At 43.9% G+C, this 16681-nt stretch carries 14 protein-coding genes; 7 read left to right on the top strand and 7 right to left on the bottom strand.

Annotation, left to right across the window (positions count from 1 at the left end):
- Nucleotides 1-449 precede the first annotated feature (449 nt).
- Entirely contained in the window at nt 450-2861 is a 2412-nt protein-coding gene (lon, locus tag NFR61_RS10425; protein ID WP_251623802.1) for an endopeptidase La, read from the top strand.
- A 35-nt stretch (nt 2862-2896) separates the two neighbouring features.
- Here lon and NFR61_RS10420 read toward each other — a convergent pair whose 3' ends face one another.
- On the bottom strand, nt 2897-4003 hold the full coding sequence (locus NFR61_RS10420; RefSeq protein ID WP_251623801.1) for an AI-2E family transporter: 1107 nt from the start codon (nt 4001-4003) through the stop codon (nt 2897-2899).
- A 139-nt stretch (nt 4004-4142) separates the two neighbouring features.
- On the opposite strand from NFR61_RS10420, the gene NFR61_RS10415 reads away from it, so the two are divergent.
- The 3 genes from NFR61_RS10415 to cydB are packed head-to-tail and all read left to right on the top strand — an operon-like array spanning nt 4143 to nt 7057.
- On the top strand, nt 4143-4352 hold the full coding sequence (locus NFR61_RS10415) for a DUF4492 domain-containing protein (RefSeq protein WP_277613070.1): 210 nt from the start codon (nt 4143-4145) through the stop codon (nt 4350-4352).
- A gap of 8 nt (nt 4353-4360) precedes the next feature.
- A complete protein-coding gene (locus tag NFR61_RS10410; RefSeq protein WP_420910121.1) occupies nt 4361-5902 on the top strand; it encodes a cytochrome ubiquinol oxidase subunit I in 1542 nt (513 codons plus the stop codon).
- A gap of 36 nt (nt 5903-5938) precedes the next feature.
- Nucleotides 5939-7057, top strand: a complete 1119-nt coding sequence (gene cydB / locus NFR61_RS10405; RefSeq protein ID WP_251623788.1) for a cytochrome d ubiquinol oxidase subunit II — start codon at nt 5939-5941, stop codon at nt 7055-7057.
- A gap of 81 nt (nt 7058-7138) precedes the next feature.
- On the opposite strand, the gene lacZ is transcribed toward cydB, so the two are convergent.
- The 4 genes from lacZ to NFR61_RS10385 form a co-directional block, all read right to left on the bottom strand.
- Nucleotides 7139-10228 (bottom strand): beta-galactosidase, LacZ type, encoded by a 3090-nt coding sequence (gene lacZ / locus NFR61_RS10400; RefSeq protein ID WP_251623787.1) that lies wholly within the window; start codon nt 10226-10228, stop codon nt 7139-7141.
- A gap of 114 nt (nt 10229-10342) precedes the next feature.
- Nucleotides 10343-11410 (bottom strand): alpha/beta hydrolase, encoded by a 1068-nt coding sequence (locus NFR61_RS10395; RefSeq protein ID WP_251623785.1) that lies wholly within the window; start codon nt 11408-11410, stop codon nt 10343-10345.
- On the bottom strand, nt 11407-11979 hold the full coding sequence (locus NFR61_RS10390; RefSeq protein WP_251623783.1) for a sugar O-acetyltransferase: 573 nt from the start codon (nt 11977-11979) through the stop codon (nt 11407-11409). Before NFR61_RS10390 ends, NFR61_RS10395 begins: the two co-directional genes overlap by 4 nt.
- Before the next feature lie 85 nt (nt 11980-12064).
- Nucleotides 12065-13483, bottom strand: coding sequence for an amidophosphoribosyltransferase (locus NFR61_RS10385; RefSeq protein ID WP_251623781.1), 1419 nt, complete (start codon nt 13481-13483; stop codon nt 12065-12067).
- A 157-nt stretch (nt 13484-13640) separates the two neighbouring features.
- Here NFR61_RS10385 and NFR61_RS10380 point away from each other — a divergent pair, with 157 nt between their 5' ends.
- From NFR61_RS10380 to NFR61_RS10370, 3 genes are read left to right on the top strand one after another with little or no spacing between them, the layout of a single operon-like run.
- Nucleotides 13641-13823: a Sec-independent protein translocase subunit TatA/TatB gene (locus NFR61_RS10380; RefSeq protein WP_251623804.1), complete on the top strand. Its 183-nt coding sequence runs from the start codon at nt 13641-13643 to the stop codon at nt 13821-13823.
- 9 nt (nt 13824-13832) lie between these two features.
- Entirely contained in the window at nt 13833-14645 is an 813-nt protein-coding gene (tatC, locus tag NFR61_RS10375; protein WP_251623779.1) for a twin-arginine translocase subunit TatC, read from the top strand.
- Nucleotides 14646-14652: 7 nt separating this feature from the next.
- Nucleotides 14653-15021, top strand: coding sequence for a YccF domain-containing protein (locus NFR61_RS10370; RefSeq protein ID WP_251623771.1), 369 nt, complete (start codon nt 14653-14655; stop codon nt 15019-15021).
- A gap of 5 nt (nt 15022-15026) precedes the next feature.
- On the opposite strand, the gene NFR61_RS10365 is transcribed toward NFR61_RS10370, so the two are convergent.
- Nucleotides 15027-15209: a hypothetical protein gene (locus NFR61_RS10365; protein ID WP_251623769.1), complete on the bottom strand. Its 183-nt coding sequence runs from the start codon at nt 15207-15209 to the stop codon at nt 15027-15029.
- A 404-nt stretch (nt 15210-15613) separates the two neighbouring features.
- Nucleotides 15614-16681, bottom strand: a 1068-nt coding sequence (locus NFR61_RS10360) for a glycine rich domain-containing protein (protein ID WP_251623768.1), incomplete at its 5' end; no start/stop codon positions are given.

Here is a 16681-nt window from a genome sequence, read left to right as displayed (position 1 = left end):
GATCAAACTCTTCATTGTATTAATATCAATTCTTTATTTTTTCCATGTGCTCAGTCATATGTCCCAAATATCATCTAATATCAGGGTCGCACTTGCTGTCTCGTCACTACAATCTTTCTAAGAACTCTTTTTCACCCCCTTCAAGGGGAAAGCGACGACAAAAGTAATACCACTATACTTACTCTCCAAATTTTTTTGCAACTTTTTTTAATGTTTTTTCCTTTACACCTCTCAATACTCTACTAACCAAATAATAAGAAAGCCAACAAATCAAATAATGAAGCACTCATTAACATCCCCTATGTTAATAAGAATACGTTTTCTTTCAGAATTTTGGCATAAGAATTGTCTTATATAAATAAATAGTTCATATTTGTCTTGTATTGACAAAATGTCAGCCGAAACAAATATAAATTCTGTAATAACTAAAATTTGAGAGGAGAGTATACATGGAAAATATCAGAAATTTACAGGAAGAGATTAAAATTACAGATGAATCAGCCGAATTTTTACCTATCATTACAGATGAAAAAACAACATTGAATGACAATAACAATATCCCCGATACCTTACCTATATTACCGCTTCGGAACACTGTATTATTTCCCGGTGTCATTATTCCTATTAATATCGGCAGAAGCAAATCTTTAGATTTAATTCAAACAGCTTATAAGAAAAATAGTTTTATAGGAGTTATTGCCCAAAAGGATACGCATATCGAAAATCCCCAATTGCAGGATTTATACGAAATCGGGACTGTAGCTTCGGTTATTAAAATCATAGAAATACCGAACGGGACAACAACAGCTATCTTACAAGGTAAAAAAAGATTCAAACTAGAAGATATTCTTTACGATGAACCTTATCATGTAGGAAAAATTCAATTAAAACAGGAAGAAAAAATGCCGGAAAATGATCCGGAATATAGTGCTATCGCAAAATCTTTGAAAGACATGACAGAGAAAATCATGAAATTTTCTCATAACCTTCCGGCGGAAGTCAGCAATGCCATCCAGAACATCGACAGCATGTTTTTCTTGATTAATTTTATTTCTTCCAATACCGATATTGAATACCAAAGCAAACAGGAACTACTGGAAATAGATAATCTGAAAAAAAGGGCAATCAAATTGCTGGAACTACTAAATAAGCAGCTTAATTTATTGGAATTAAAAAACAATATCGAAAGCAAAGTCAAAAATGAACTTGACAAACAACAAAGAGAATATTTTCTGCATCAACAAATAAAAACCATTCAAGACGAACTGGGAAACAACCCGATTGAGGAGGAAATCGATGAATTGGAACTAATGGCCCAAGGTAAAGAATGGAATAACAGAGTTGAAGAAATATTTGAAAAAGAATTAGATAAGCTAAAACGTCTGAATCCGGCTTCTCCCGATTATTCCATACAATACAATTATTTGAGGGAACTGTTGGAATTGCCTTGGGAACACTATACAAAGGATAAGCTAAATTTGAAAAACGCCCAAAAGGTTTTGGATAGCGAACACTTTGGACTGGAGAAAGTGAAAGAACGGATTTTAGAGTATTTGGCTGTTTTAAAATTAAAAGCCGACATGAAATCCCCGATTTTATGCTTATACGGGCCTCCAGGTGTCGGCAAAACCTCACTTGGAAAATCCGTTGCCAAGGCTATCGGTAGAGAGTTTGTTCGCATGTCATTAGGCGGATTGCACGATGAATCGGAAATTCGCGGACATCGAAAAACTTATATCGGAGCCATGCCCGGAAGAATTATTCAAAGTATTAAAAAAGCAGGTTCCTCTAATCCAGTATTCATTCTGGATGAGATTGACAAAGTAGGAAATGATTTCCGAGGAGATCCGCAATCCGCCTTGCTGGAAGTATTGGATCCTGAACAAAATACGAATTTCCACGATAACTTCTTAGACATCGATTACGACCTTTCAAAAGTAATGTTCATAGCCACCGCTAATGACTTATCCACAATTGCGCCACCTTTGCGTGACCGAATGGAAATAATCGAAGTCAGCGGTTATCTGTTAGAGGAAAAACGGGAAATTGCCAAACGCCATCTGATACCGAAACAGATGCTCAATCACGGACTCGAAACGAAACACATCGAATTCTCGGAAGAAGTTCTTGATTCCATTATAGAAAAATACACAAGAGAATCCGGAGTACGAAGTTTGGATAAAGCAATTGCCAAGATAATGCGTCAAGTTGCCCATAAAGTAGCCATAGATAGTAGCTTCCATGTGGTTATTGTCCCCGAAAACATCCATAAATACTTAGGCACTCCTATTTTCTCAAGAGAGGAATATCAAGGCAATGAGTTGCCGGGTGTTGTCACCGGATTAGCATGGACTGCTGTGGGAGGAGAAATCCTATTCATTGAAGCCAGTTACAGTAAAGGCAAAGGAGCACTAAGTCTGACAGGTAATTTGGGTGATGTCATGAAAGAATCTGCCACTTTGGCACTTGAATACATTAAATCGCATGCCAAAGAAATCGGTGTTCCCGAAAATCTTTTCGATGAAAAAAATATTCATGTACATGTGCCCGCAGGAGCCGTCCCAAAAGACGGACCGTCTGCCGGAATAACAATGGTGACGGCATTGGTATCCGCACTAACGGGACGAAAAGTTAAAAAAGCACTGGCCATGACCGGAGAAATCACACTACGAGGCAAAGTATTGCCAGTAGGCGGTATCCGGGAAAAAATCTTAGCAGCCAAACGGGCAGGAATCAAAGAGATTATTTTATGTAGCGAAAATCGAAAAGATATTGAGGATATTAAAAAAGAATATCTGAAAGGATTGAAATTCCACTATGTAGATACAATCTCCGAAGTTCTGAAAATAGCATTGCTATAAAAAAATTAAAAGCTGACGTCATTCGGAACAGTTCTTTAATGTTCCAAACTTTGCGTTAGCTTTTTTACTAATCTGTATTTATTGAAAAACTCTTTTAGTATTACCCGCAAAACCGTATAAGAAGGTATCGCTAAAATCATACCCGGAATTCCGGCAATGCTTCCCGCCATCAATATAACCAAAAAGATTTCCAATGGATGCGCATGCACGCTATTTCCATATATAAACGGTTGTAAAAATGCACTATCCACTACTTGCGTCACAAACATAGCCACTACCATATATATAAGGAGAGGAAATACTTCCGAATAGAATGGAAGTTCCATATTTGACACAATTCCGACAACCATTCCGAAAAGAATTCCAATCAAAGGACCAATATAAGGAATAACATTCAACACCCCGGACACAACCCCAACTACTATCGCATGAGAAAAATTCAGTCCAACAAGAGACAACCCTATCGTATTCAGTGTCATAATACTTATTACATCCACAAACATTCCACCGAAATAACGCACTAAAAGTTTCTGTATCGAATCGAGCGCATTTTGTCCGCTTTCCTCATAGCGAGCAGGCAACAATGCCAAAATAATCCGAGAAAACAAGTAACGATCTTTTAAAAAGAAAAAAGCAATAAAAGTGATAGAAAAAAATGCCACCACAAGACCACTTACCGTTCCTGCCACCGTCCCGAAAAAAGATTTAATACGGGTACCACTTACAAACTCCACTAAATTATCAGAAACATATCGTTTTACATCTTCATGACGGTCTATGGCGCCATATTGACTCAACGTATTTCCCATATCTTCCAAAGGAGCTTCCAATTTCAAAACAACCTGCTCAACGCTTGTATCACTTAAATGTCTGAATTCATTGATGACTAAAGGAATAACCGTAATAAAAAAGAAGATAAAAACCGCCCACAATAACCCTAATGTCAATGCAGCCTTAACAGCACTCGGCAATTTTATTCCCCGAATTTCTATCCTTCCCAACCAATTAACGAGTGGTCTGCCAATAAAAGAGACGACGGCAGCAATCAATACATAAGCAATCACCGACGAAAAATACCAGCACGCAAAAACCACCAAACACAAAACCACTAGCCCCAAAACATATTTTCCCGAATTATTCATATCCGACTTATTTTATCACGTTCAAAAATAAAGAAATAATTGACAGATAAAAAAAGAACTATTTTATACTTCAAAAAAACATTTATACCTTTATTACGTTCTTTATTAAAAATTACAGAGTAGCATTTACACAAACAAAATGTTAAAACAGATATGGCACTTATATTACGACGGATTCCGTAACATGCCCCAGTGGGGAAAAATATTATGGACAATTGTAATTATAAAAGTATTGATACTATTTTTAGTATTCAAATTTCTGTTGATGCCCAACTATCTGAATACACACTACAACTCTGACCGGGAAAAAAGTGAACATGTCCTGAATGAATTAATTAACAAACCATAAATCCTATGATGTACGAAATCTCTTCAACTTCTTTGGTCGAGTGGTCTCGCTGGCAATTTGCCATGACCGCCATCTATCATTACATGTTTGTTCCGCTCACCCTTGGTTTATCCTTTCTAATCGCTATTATGGAAACCATCTGGGTACGCACGGGCAAAGAAGAATGGCTGAAAGCCACCAAATTCTGGATGAAACTGTTCGGTATCAACTTCGCAATCGGGGTCGCAACCGGCCTCATCCTGGAATTTCAATTCGGTTCAAATTGGTCTAATTACTCTTGGTTCGTCGGGGATATCTTTGGAGCCCCTTTAGCCATCGAGGGACTTTTAGCTTTTTTTCTTGAAGCGACATTTGTGGCCGTTATGTTTTTCGGCTGGAACAAAGTCAGCCGTCGTTTTCATCTGCTATCCACCTGGATGGTATTTATCGGCTCCAATATTTCCGCTTTGTGGATACTAGTTGCCAACGCCTGGATGCAAAACCCAGTAGGTATGGAATTTAATCCGTTTACCGCACGCAACGAAATGGACGACTTTTGGTCTGTCCTGCTATCCCCGACTGCTGTCAGCAAATTTTTCCATACTGTCACATCCGCTTACACTCTATCCGCCTGCTTTGTTATTGGAGTAAGCACTTGGTTTATTTTAAAGAAAAAACAACTTGACCTGGCAAGGCAAAGTATTTTGCTGGCTTCCGTATTCGGCATATGGAGTATACTCGTTACCATGTTCTCTGGAGATACGAGCGCACAAGACGTAGCAAAAACCCAACCGATGAAATTCGCCGCCATGGAAGGATTGAACGAAGGAGGCAAAAACATGGAATTAACCGTTATCGGCATCTTGCAAGAGCATCCAGACCCAAGCAAACAACACTTGAAAACAACCACCATGAAAGTAGCATTCCCCGGCATGTTATCGTTTTTAGCTTACCGTACAACAGACGCTTATATCCCGGGTATACAAAATATTTTAGACGGTTACACATCCGAGACCGGCGAAGTATTCCCGCCCGTCAGACAAAGAATGGAAAACGGGAGATTAGCTATTGAAGCACTAAGAAATTACAAACAGGCTATTGAAATAAAAGACGAAGAAGCTGCCGCTTCGGCATTAAGCACATTAAAAACCAACTATCCAGATTTCGGTTATGGATACCTGCAATCGGAATATGAATCCATCCCTCACATCCCGTTGGTGTTTTATTGTTTCCGGATTATGGTCGGATTGGGCTTTTTATTCATGACACTTTTCATCATCAGCTGGTGGTATGCCCGCAAACGCCAATTTGAAAAATTCAAATTCATTCCCTACGTAGCTATCATCTGTGTTCCGTTAGCCTACATAGCATCCCAGTGCGGCTGGGTCGTTGCGGAAGTAGGACGCCAACCGTGGGTAGTACAGGATTTATTACCCACCTCGGCAGCCGTGACCCGCATTGCTTCGCCGTGGGTAGTCACCACCTTCTGGATGTTTGCCGTGCTTTTCACCATTCTCCTGATAGCCGAATTGAAAATCATGTTTACCCAGATTAAAAAAGAAGCGAAATAATTTATACCTTAATTCACTCATTAAAAACAATAAATTATGTCTTTAGATATATTACAACATTACTGGTGGATACTAATTTCCGTATTAGGCGGCATATTGGTTTTCCTGCTATTCGTACAAGGCGGACAAAGTCTACTGTACACCCTCGGTAAAACGCCGGAAGAAAAAAATCTCCTCATCAACAGCCTCGGCCGGAAATGGGAATTTACTTTTACGACCTTAGTCGTTTTCGGAGGGGCATTCTTCGCCAGCTTCCCGCTTTTCTACTCGACCAGCTTCGGTGGGGCATACATTGTATGGATGCTTATACTTTTCTCCTTTGTCATTCAGGCTGTATCTTATGAATACCGGAAAAAGCCCCGGAATTTTCTCGGACAACGTACATACGAGATTTTCCTAATCATAAACGGAGTGGCAGCCCCGCTCCTAATAGGTGCCGCTGTCGCTACCTTCTTTACAGGCTCCCCCTTCCAACTGAATGAAATGATGCAGGTACACTGGATGACCCCCTGGCGCGGATTGGACGCATTATTTGTTCTCACCAACTATTTCCTTGCCCTAGCTGTCTTTTTCTTAGCCCGCACATTAGCCTGCCTGTTTTTTATCAATACGGTAGCCCATCCCGACATCCACAAGCGGAGCCTTAAGCAATTAAGCCGGAATGCCATTCTATTCGTCATCTTCTTACTGATATTTTTAGGCATCATTTTCTGCAGTAAAGGATTCGGCATAGACATGGAAGGAAACATCGAAACCGTATCCTACAAATATTTCCACAATCTACTAGAAATGCCCGCCAACACAGTACTATTGCTTATCGGAGTCGTTGCCGTTCTTTACGGCATCATAAAAACCCTGCTTCACCCCGAATGGCGTAAAGGCATCTGGTTCACCGGATGCGGAAGTATTCTGGCCGTTATCGCCCTCTTTATCCTGGTAGGATTCAACAACACCTCATTCTACCCCTCCACCAGCGACTTGCAGTCTTCGCTGACAATCTACAACGCTTCTTCATCTGAATTTACGTTAAAAGCCATGTCATACGTCTCCCTCATTATACCATTTGTAGCCGCCTACATTTGGTACGCCTGGAGAGCTTTGACCCGTAAACCCATCAGTCAGGAAGAATTGCAAACAGAAGAACATCAATATTAAAAACCAACTAACTACACGAAAACCGGTCGAAATATTACTTTTCGACCGGTTTCCTTTTAAGAGCTGCATTAGCAGCTCTTTTTAATGCTTTCTTATCGGAGTAAGGACAAAGTTAAAGGAGTAATCGCCGTAAGGCAAACGGTATTGTTCCCACGGCCAGGCTCCCCAACTGTCTTTGCACCCCAGCCCCATGTGGTGGCCGTCTATCGATACGGTCGTATAGTCACGGGGCTTCAGTTCTCCCGAATGGCGCTGCTTTTTCTCCAATCCGTCATCCAGGTCCTCCTGGCTGTATTCCAGCGCAGAAGCGTAGAAAGGCGCATCGGAGCGCACCATCAGCCCGCGCCCGTCGATGTCCACCACTTTCCACCAGCGGATATCCGATTTCGTTCCAGACTCCTGTGGACGGATGTAAGGATAATACTGGTCTTTCACCAGCTGACGGTAACGGCCGATATTCTGCGAATATTTCCGGTCCGGATAATTTTCCACCGGTCCTCTCCCGTAATAGTCGATGCGGTCGAACTGTTGCGGCATAACCAACTGCATGCCAAAACGGAACAGATGCGGCATTTTCTCTTTCGACTTATCGACTGTCATCTTCTCATTCACTTTCAGTTCTCCCGCCGCATTCATCTCATAAACCATCGTCAGTTCCGCCGAAACGGCAGGCAATTCATACACCGCCGTAACCAGCGCATTGTTACCGTCCTGTTCCACTTTCAACTCTTTCTTCTTCATTTCCGGATTTTTCCATGCTCCGAAACGGTATTGCATACCGGCACCCATGTCATTGTCCGTTGGTGCACGCCAGAAATTGGGGCGCAAAGCGAATCCGTCTTTCAATAATTCCAGACCATTCAGCGAGATACTCTCCAGCCAGCCAGTTTCCTTATTAAACATAGCCACCACTTCATCCGCTTTCAACTCGATATGGGCCAAATCCTCGTAGATTTCCACCTTATTCTCTTCCGCCGCAATGGAAGCATCAAAAGCATCATATGCTTTTATCGGCAACTGGTCTTGCGCCACCGCATAACCGGCTTCCAGCAGCTGTTTAGCCTTCTTCAACTTATAAGAAACATTCAGCAGCACCTCTTTGCCAGCAGGCAGATCGGCTTCCTTATACCCCAATTCCACGGTACGGGTCGCCTGAGGCTCTACATTCAAATCATACACCACGCCCTGCAATACCGCTTCTCCGTCACTCAATATCTGCCACTCCAGATAGCAATCGGAAAGGTCTGCGAAAAAGTTTTCATTGTAAACATTCACTTTCCCGTTCTTTACATCCGCCGGTGTCGTCCAAACGGACTGATATACTTTTTTCACCTCATACATGTGGGGATTCAGTATCCGATCGGGACTGATCAGACCGTTGCAGTTGAAATTGTTGTCGGATCCATGATATTTTCCGTAGTCGCCGCCATACGTGTAAATCATGTCACCCTTTTCCGAATATCCCCGGAATCCCTGGTCTACATAATCCCAGATAAAACCGCCCTGCAACTTCGGATACTTACGGATCAAATCCCAATATTCCTTGAATCCGCCTTCCGAATTTCCCATAGCATGCGCATACTCGCACATAATCATAGGGCGCTTGTCATCATTCTTCGCCCATTTCTCCATTGTCTCCAACGTGCTGTACATCGGACAATACACATCGGTATGGGCAGCCGTTACGGCTCTTTCATACTGTACCGGACGACTGTGGTCACGATTCTTTATCCACTTGTAACAAGCCTCGAAGTTAGGACCATCGCCAGCTTCATTTCCCAGTGACCAGAAAATAATGGACGGATGATTCTTGAAAGCCTCCACCATACGCTGATTCCGTTCCAGGTGAGCCAGCGCGAAATCCGGATGCTTGGCGAGCGTCTTGTCGCCGTAACCCATTCCGTGGGATTCGATATTGGCCTCGCAAACCAGATAAATTCCATATTCATCGCACAATTCATACCAGAGCGGATCATCCGGATAGTGGCACGTACGTACCGCATTCAGGTTGTTCTCCTTCAAAATGCGGATATCCTCGATCATTCTGTCTTTGGTTACGACATATCCCGTCAGCGGATCCATCTCATGCCGGTCAGCACCCTTGAACAAAACGGCTTTTCCGTTCACCCATATCTGTCCGTCCTTCTGTTCTATCTTCCGGAAACCCACTTTCTGCGGAATAGTCTCCAACACATTGCCTTTATTGTCTTTCAACTGCACCATCAGAAGATACAGATTCGGTTCCTCCGCACTCCATTTAGCCGGATTTTTCACCTGCAATACGGTCTTCACATTCCCTTTCGCATCGGATTTTACCGTTGTTTTCGCCACCTCTTCTCCCGTCAGTTCACACAGGGAAAACTCTACATTCGCAACGGCAGGTTTATTCAACTGAGCCACAATATTCAGACTTCCATCCCGATAATCGGCATCCAGGTCGGGAATAATGAACAGGTCCTCGACATGCAGCGGCGTACGGGCGTACAGATACACATCCCTGCCGATTCCGGACAGCCGCCAGAAATCCTGGTCCTCCAGATAGCTTCCGTCACACCAGCGGTAAATCTGCATGGCAATCAGATTCTTGCCCGGCTTGAGGTATTTCGTGATATTAAATTCGGCAGCCATTTTGCTGTCCTCGCTGTATCCCACAAACTGTCCGTTCACCCATACATACAGATTGGACGTCGCCGAACCGACATGCAGATACACCTCCTGCCCCTTCCATGCGGCAGGGATTTCCACCGTTTTCCGGTAAGAACCGACATAATTGTTTTTCGTCTCTACAAACGGAGGGTTCGGCTTGAACTGATTCGCCCACGCATACCCGACATTTTTGTAAATAGCATCTCCGTATCCATTCAATTCCCACAAGGCGGGTACAGGGAAATCGACCCAATGCCGATCCTCAAAATCGGTTTTGTAAAAATTCACCGGCCGTTCCGTCTGGTCTTTCACCCAGTTGAATTTCCACAATCCGTTCAAAGACATAAAATTCACGGCATTCTGCTTCTCCCCTTTCTGTGCGCATTTCTCGCAGGGATAAGCGAAATAAGCGGCACGTGTCGGCACCCGGTTAATCTGATTCTTTCCGGGATCCTGCCACTCTTTTTGTTGTGCAAACGTTGTCGCAAAAAACGACATACACAGCACCACTAACCATTTTCTCATACTATCCTATTTTTATTTAAGTAAATATATTCACCACATTCCTCTGTCTCGGAATGTCAAAGATACGAATAAGCAAAGGCAAAAGCAAGTTTATCCCATAACACGGATCATTATTTATTTGAGGTTGTTTTGAAAGAATGTCTCTAACTTATCGAACGGAATTACATCGAGATTGTCATATAAATCCGTGTGGTTAGCGCCAGGAATAATCATCAGCTCCTTGTTGTCGCCCGTCAATTTTCTGAACGCATCCTCGCCGAAATAGCGGGAATGGGCCTTTTCGCCATGAATGACAAGCACGGCATTTTCGATTTCATCCGCACGGCTCATAAGCGGGAAATTGATAAATGGAATCGCTCCCGTTGCATTCCGTCCCTGATTGGAGTTAAGCGAACGGGAATGATACCCGCGCGAAGTTTTGTAATAGTCATAGTAATCCTTGAAAAACTGCGGAGCATCAGCCGGCAATTCATCGGGAACGCCACCACCCGGTTTTGGGAAACCGTTGCGAAAATCCTCCGTACGCTGTGCGGCAAGCGTCTTGCGGAGTTCATTGCGCGCCCGAGCATTATCGTTGGCATCGAAATAACCGTTGGCATTCACACGACTCATGTCATACATCGTAGAAGCAACCGTTGCTTTGATGCGTGGGTCGGCGGCTGCCGCATTAATTGCCAATCCTCCCCAACCACAGATACCGATGATGCCGATCCGTTCGGAATCAACCTTGTCGTTAGTAGCCAAGAAATCGACAGCAGCAGAGAAATCCTCCGTGTTAATATCCGGCGATACGACATAGCGCGGTTCCCCACCGCTCTCTCCGGTATAGGAAGGATCAAAAGCAATAGTCAGGAAACCGCGCTCGGCCATAATCTGGGCATAAAGTCCCGATGCCTGCTCCTTAACGGCTCCAAACGGTCCGCAGACAGCGATAGCAGGCAATTTACCCTTCGCATTTCTCGGAACATAGAGATCTGCAGCCAGCGTAATACCGTAGCGGTTAGTGAAGGTTACCTTGCTGTGGTCTACCTTGTCGCTTTTGGGAAAGGTCTTGTCCCACTCAGCAGTCAAATTCAGTTCTTTCATATTGTTTTCGTTATTTGAATTATTTGTTCTTTTACAGGCAGCTCCAATAACAATTACAGCCCATATCACGAGAAGCACAATTGATTTGTTGTTCATAAATTAGTATTTTTTATATTCCTTAATACTTTTGCGGGTACGCCCGCAACAACAGCATTGTCGGGCACATCCTTCGTAACGACAGCTCCGGCTGCCACGATTGCATTCTCTCCAACCGTCACCCCCGGCAAAATAATCGCTCCCGCTCCGATCCATGCCTTACGGCAGATAATGACCGGTTGCGTCTGCAAAGTGTGGCGGATTTCAGGTTGTTCGGGATGTCCTTCTGTAAGAATTTTGGCACCCGGCCCGATAAATACACCGTCCTCTATCGTAATCCCACCCTGATCAAGAAACGTGCATCCAAAATTGATAAAAACCTCTTTGCCTACACGAGTCGTCTTTCCGAAAGCCGTATAGAACGGTGGAAACATGCGTACCGAAGCATCCAACGGCTGTCCCCAGATACGTTCAAGCAATGCCCGCACTTCATCGGGCGAGTGGTAACCCGTGTTCAGCTCCCCAATGAGCCGCCGCGTATTCTCCACTTCTTCACACAAACGAGGAAAATCGGGCTCATGCTCCGTAATCCGATCGCCGCGTCGCATTCTTTCAATTATATCATTCATACCCATTATTTTTATATAATACAAAATAGTGCATAACCATTTGTACAAAACGGCCCGGACAGGGATTTTCCGTAAACGTAAAGTATTATTCCATATAACTGGAATTGTCCCAGCAATGCGTACACAATTGCTCTTTGGGCAAGCCGATAGCTGCCACCAAATCATCCAAACGCTGGAACTGGAGAGAATCCAATTGCAGGTGCTCACACATGACTTTCACCATCTCTTTGTATTTGGGCGAATCGGGATCCGTATACGGTTTCAATATCTCTTCCGTCAGTTCGGAAGTCCCCTCCAAATCGCGGATGACCCGCCGGGCAAACAAATCGAATGTAGAACGGGAGGTCGAGAAATTCAGGAAACGGCAAGGAAAAACCAACGGAGGACAGGCGATTCGGATGTGCACTTCCTTCACACCGCATTCCCGCAACTTAACCACATTGTCTTTCAGCTGTGTTCCCCGGACAATGGAATCATCGAGAAAAACGATTTTCGCCCCACGGGTAAAAGCCTCGTTGGGCAACAATTTCATCTTGGCCACCAAATCGCGCATACTTTGGTTCTGGGGCATGAAGCTACGCGGCCAGGTAGGCGTATATTTCACAAAAGGGCGTTTGTAAGGAATCCCCTTTTCATTGGAATAGCCGATAGCATGTCCCACACCGGAATCCGGAATTCCGGCAGCAAAATCCGCTTTCAATTTATCGCGTTTCGCCATAGCGGCACCGCAACGGTAACGCGCATCCTCCACATTGATGCCTTCGTAATACGCGGACGGATAACCGTAATATACCCACAGGAACGAGCATATCTGCTTGCGGCAACCGGGAGCAATGATGGTCGTAAAACCGTCCTTCGACAAACGGATAGCCTCTCCCGGTCCCAAATCGCGGACAATGTTATAGCCCAGATTCGTAAAAGACGAACTTTCGCTCGCCACTACATAGCCGAATTCATTCTTTCCGATAATAATCGGCGTACGCCCGAATCGGTCCCGTGCGGCATAAATACAATGGTCCGTCAATATAAGAATGGAGCAAGAACCTTTCACCGTTGCATACATTTTCTCTATTCCCTCTTTAAAGGTCTCCCCCTTGTTAATCAAAATACTTACGACTTCCGTCGGATTAATGGCCGAGCTTGATAACTCCGCAAAATGAATCTTCTCTTTCAGCAACTCCGCCACTATCTCGTCCAAATTATCGATACGCCCTACTAACACGACGGCGAATCGCCCCAAATGCGACGTCACCGCAATCGGCTGCGACTCCATATCGCTAATCACACCGATACCCAGATACGATTCCCGGAATCTCTCCAGCTCCGGTTCAAATTTATTCCTGAAATAAGCGCTTTCAATGCTGTGGATAGAACGCACAAAGTCCTCTCCGTTAAAAAAAGCCATCCCCGCCTTTTTCGTTCCCAGATGGGAATGATAATCCGTACCGTAAAATACATCGGCAACACATTCTTTGCGGGATACGCAACCAAAAAATCCGCTCATACTACGTAGAAATCTGATAAGTTAAGAAGCACAAATTTAAAATAAATTCCAGATATAAAGCCGTAAAATTCCAATTTTCCATTTTCGATTTTCATTTACTTGCGTATCTTTGTCCCCGAACGGAATACATCACATTTAATCCCATACAAAAATGAACATGGTATATATGATCGGAACCACCGAATTGCTGGTTATCGGACTAGTCGTTTTATTATTCTTCGGCGGAAAGAAAATTCCAGAACTGATGAAAGGATTGGGGAAGGGAGTTAAAAGTTTCAAAGACGGGATGAACGGCGTAGGAGAAGAAACAAAAGACGAAACGGAAGAAAAAGAAAATTAATTCTTCTTCATGGCAAACGACAATCAGGAACAAGAAATGACTTTCTGGGACCATCTGGATGAACTCAGAAAAGTCCTCTTCCGTATAGCTGTCGCAGTCTGTATTATCGCTGTCATTGCCTTTATCAACAAAGAGCTTCTTTTCGATATTCTTTTCGCTCCCCATCGTTCCGATTTCATTACATACAGAGCCCTGTGCAAACTGGCGGCTTACTTTCAATTCCCCGCTCTCTGTCCGGGAGAATTTCACGTCGATTTGATTAACACACAACTGGCATCACAGCTCATCGTACACATGAGCGCGGCATTCTACGTCGGACTGGTTATCGCCTCCCCGTACATCATATACCAGCTTTTCGGCTTTATCAAACCCGCTTTGTACGAAAACGAACGGAAGTATTCCACCCGAACCATAGTTGCCGCATTCATTCTTTTTTTCTGCGGGCTGCTGCTGAATTACTACGCCATTTTCCCGATGTCGTTCCGGTTTTTGGGAACCTACCAGGTGAGTGAATTTGTCGAGAATAAAATCACACTCTCCTCCTACATTTCCACATTCACCACCTTGTCCATCGCCATGGGTGCCGTTTTTGAAATACCCATACTCGCGTTCTTTCTGGCCAAAACGGGGATGGTTACCACCCGCCACCTGAAAAAATACCGCCGGCACGCATTCATCGTGATACTGATTGTTTCCGCCATCCTCACGCCTGCCGACCTGTTCAGCATGTTCCTGCTGGCCATTCCGATGTATATGTTGTATGAACTAAGTATATTTGTCGTAAAAAGAGCCGTTCCTAAAAAAACGACGGACAATCATTAAACCTGTTATGAAAACTTTCGGTAACATCATCTGGCTTTTATTCGGAGGAATTTTAACCGCCCTCGAATACTTCATTTCCAGCATTATTCTGTGTATTACCATTATCGGTATTCCTTTCGGATTACAGACGTTAAAATTAGGCATCCTGGCTTTGTGGCCCTTTGGCCGGGAAATCGTGCACAAAGAGTGCGCCAGCGGATGCCTCTCCCTCATCATGAACATCTTTTGGCTGCTGTGCGGGGGCATATGGATTGCCTTATCGCACCTGTTTTTCGGAATCCTGCTTTGCATCACGCTTATCGGCATTCCTTTCGGCTTGCAGCATTTCAAACTGGCGACCTTGGCGCTCACCCCGTTCGGGCACGACGTCAAATAGTGGCATTAGTATCTGGTTTTTTCCTGCCGCAGTTTGCGGGAAGTCATCCGTTCGTAAAAATTTCTTCCCGCTATTGGCGGGAACAAATTCTTTCGTGCTTTTTTGTTCCTGCCATTGGCTGGGTATCCGCCGAACCAACTCCGTACCACTTTTCTTCCCCCTGTTTTACCTCTTTGATTTTTCATCATGAAACCGTGCATTTTTTCGGCTAATAAATCCCCCTTTTTAAAAACCTATCATTTTCATGTTAAAAACCTATCGTTTTTGAGGTAAAAATGATAGGTTTTCGGTAGCAAAACGATAGGTTTAAAAATAACGGGTTTGATCATTAAGCCGGATGTATCTAAATATGATTACTAATATATTTAATATCAAATACTTATTTATTTTTTACAGGCATCCATTGAAAATGGATATTTAGTTTGAAAAAAAAGAGGCTCTTTTTAGTACAAAAAGAGCCTCTTTTTGCATCAAAAACATACTCTTTTTGAGTAGAAAACATATCCTTTATTTTTGGGAGTAAAAAATTGGCAAAAATAGAGCAGTGGAAAAACTATTTTTTCCACTGCTCCATTATCCTGTTTTTTTACTTTTAGTTCAGCGGACTAATCCGCACTTTTCCATTTCCTGATTGCACCCCACTTGACATACTGGCATTTTGAAAGATAAGGCCGCTATAATGATTAGGTTGCCCTGTCGGGGTTAGATTCCCATCGCCCGTAATGGCATTGCATCCCGACATTCCAGATACGAAACCGGAACCACCACCACCTGTGTTTCTTGCAGCATAAGAGCCACCGTAGTAACCTCCACCTCCACCGCCGCCTCCACAAGCTCCATTTGCCCCATTTTGTCCATTGGCACCTGATCCCCAATAAGTAGAACTGCCGGTCTGCCCTCCACCATAGGTACCGCCTCCCCATATACCTCCTCCGGAACCTGCAGTAGAATTTCCTTTTGCTCCTCCGCCACCACCGGCTACCATGATTCTAGAATAAAGGTTACCGTAAACCAAACGGATGTCACTGGCACCGCCTCCACCTCCACCGTTGTCGTCTGTGTCATCGTCACCTCCCCAAGCACCACCGTTCCAACCCGGACTACCACCCCCACAATATTTACTACAACTTTTTGCTGCGTCTCCTCCCCTTCCTCCGACGTATGCATAGAAGGTTCTTGAAGAGGTTAATACCAATTCTCCTTTGCTGTATCCGCCTCTGCCTGGCGTTCCCGCTTTCCCTTTATTTATATAGCCAATCCCTCCTTCTGCACCGTAACATTCCATTTTGTATTTACCCGGAGCCAATGTAATAGACTGCGAACCTCCCGTATAAGCAAACTCTCTTCTTATTTCCAGTCTCTTTGTCCATTCTTGTCCAGGACATTTGTCCGAGGATACCGTTACATTCGTCCAAAAGACGGAATTGGAAGTCAAGCCGGACACTACACCTTGATTGGAAATAGATATTCCTGGAGGAGGAGTTTCCAGTGTCCAATGGGTTCGCGACATGGTTCCCCACCTGGAATCAACAGTGAAAGAAGGATATTTATTGGTAAGAGTTTCCACGGAACTACTGAAAGGCGATGGAGCCAATACTATGGTCACATAGGAAGTTTCTGCCACACCCACGGCACAGATGGCTCTCCGTTTGAAATAAAA

The sequence above is a fragment of the Odoribacter lunatus genome (assembly GCF_943193135.1).
In the GTDB taxonomy this organism is placed as follows: Bacteria; Bacteroidota; Bacteroidia; order Bacteroidales; family Marinifilaceae; genus Culturomica; species Culturomica lunata.
The sequence above is the reverse complement of the archived record's forward strand: the minus strand, read 5'-3'. Positions and strand labels throughout refer to the sequence as shown.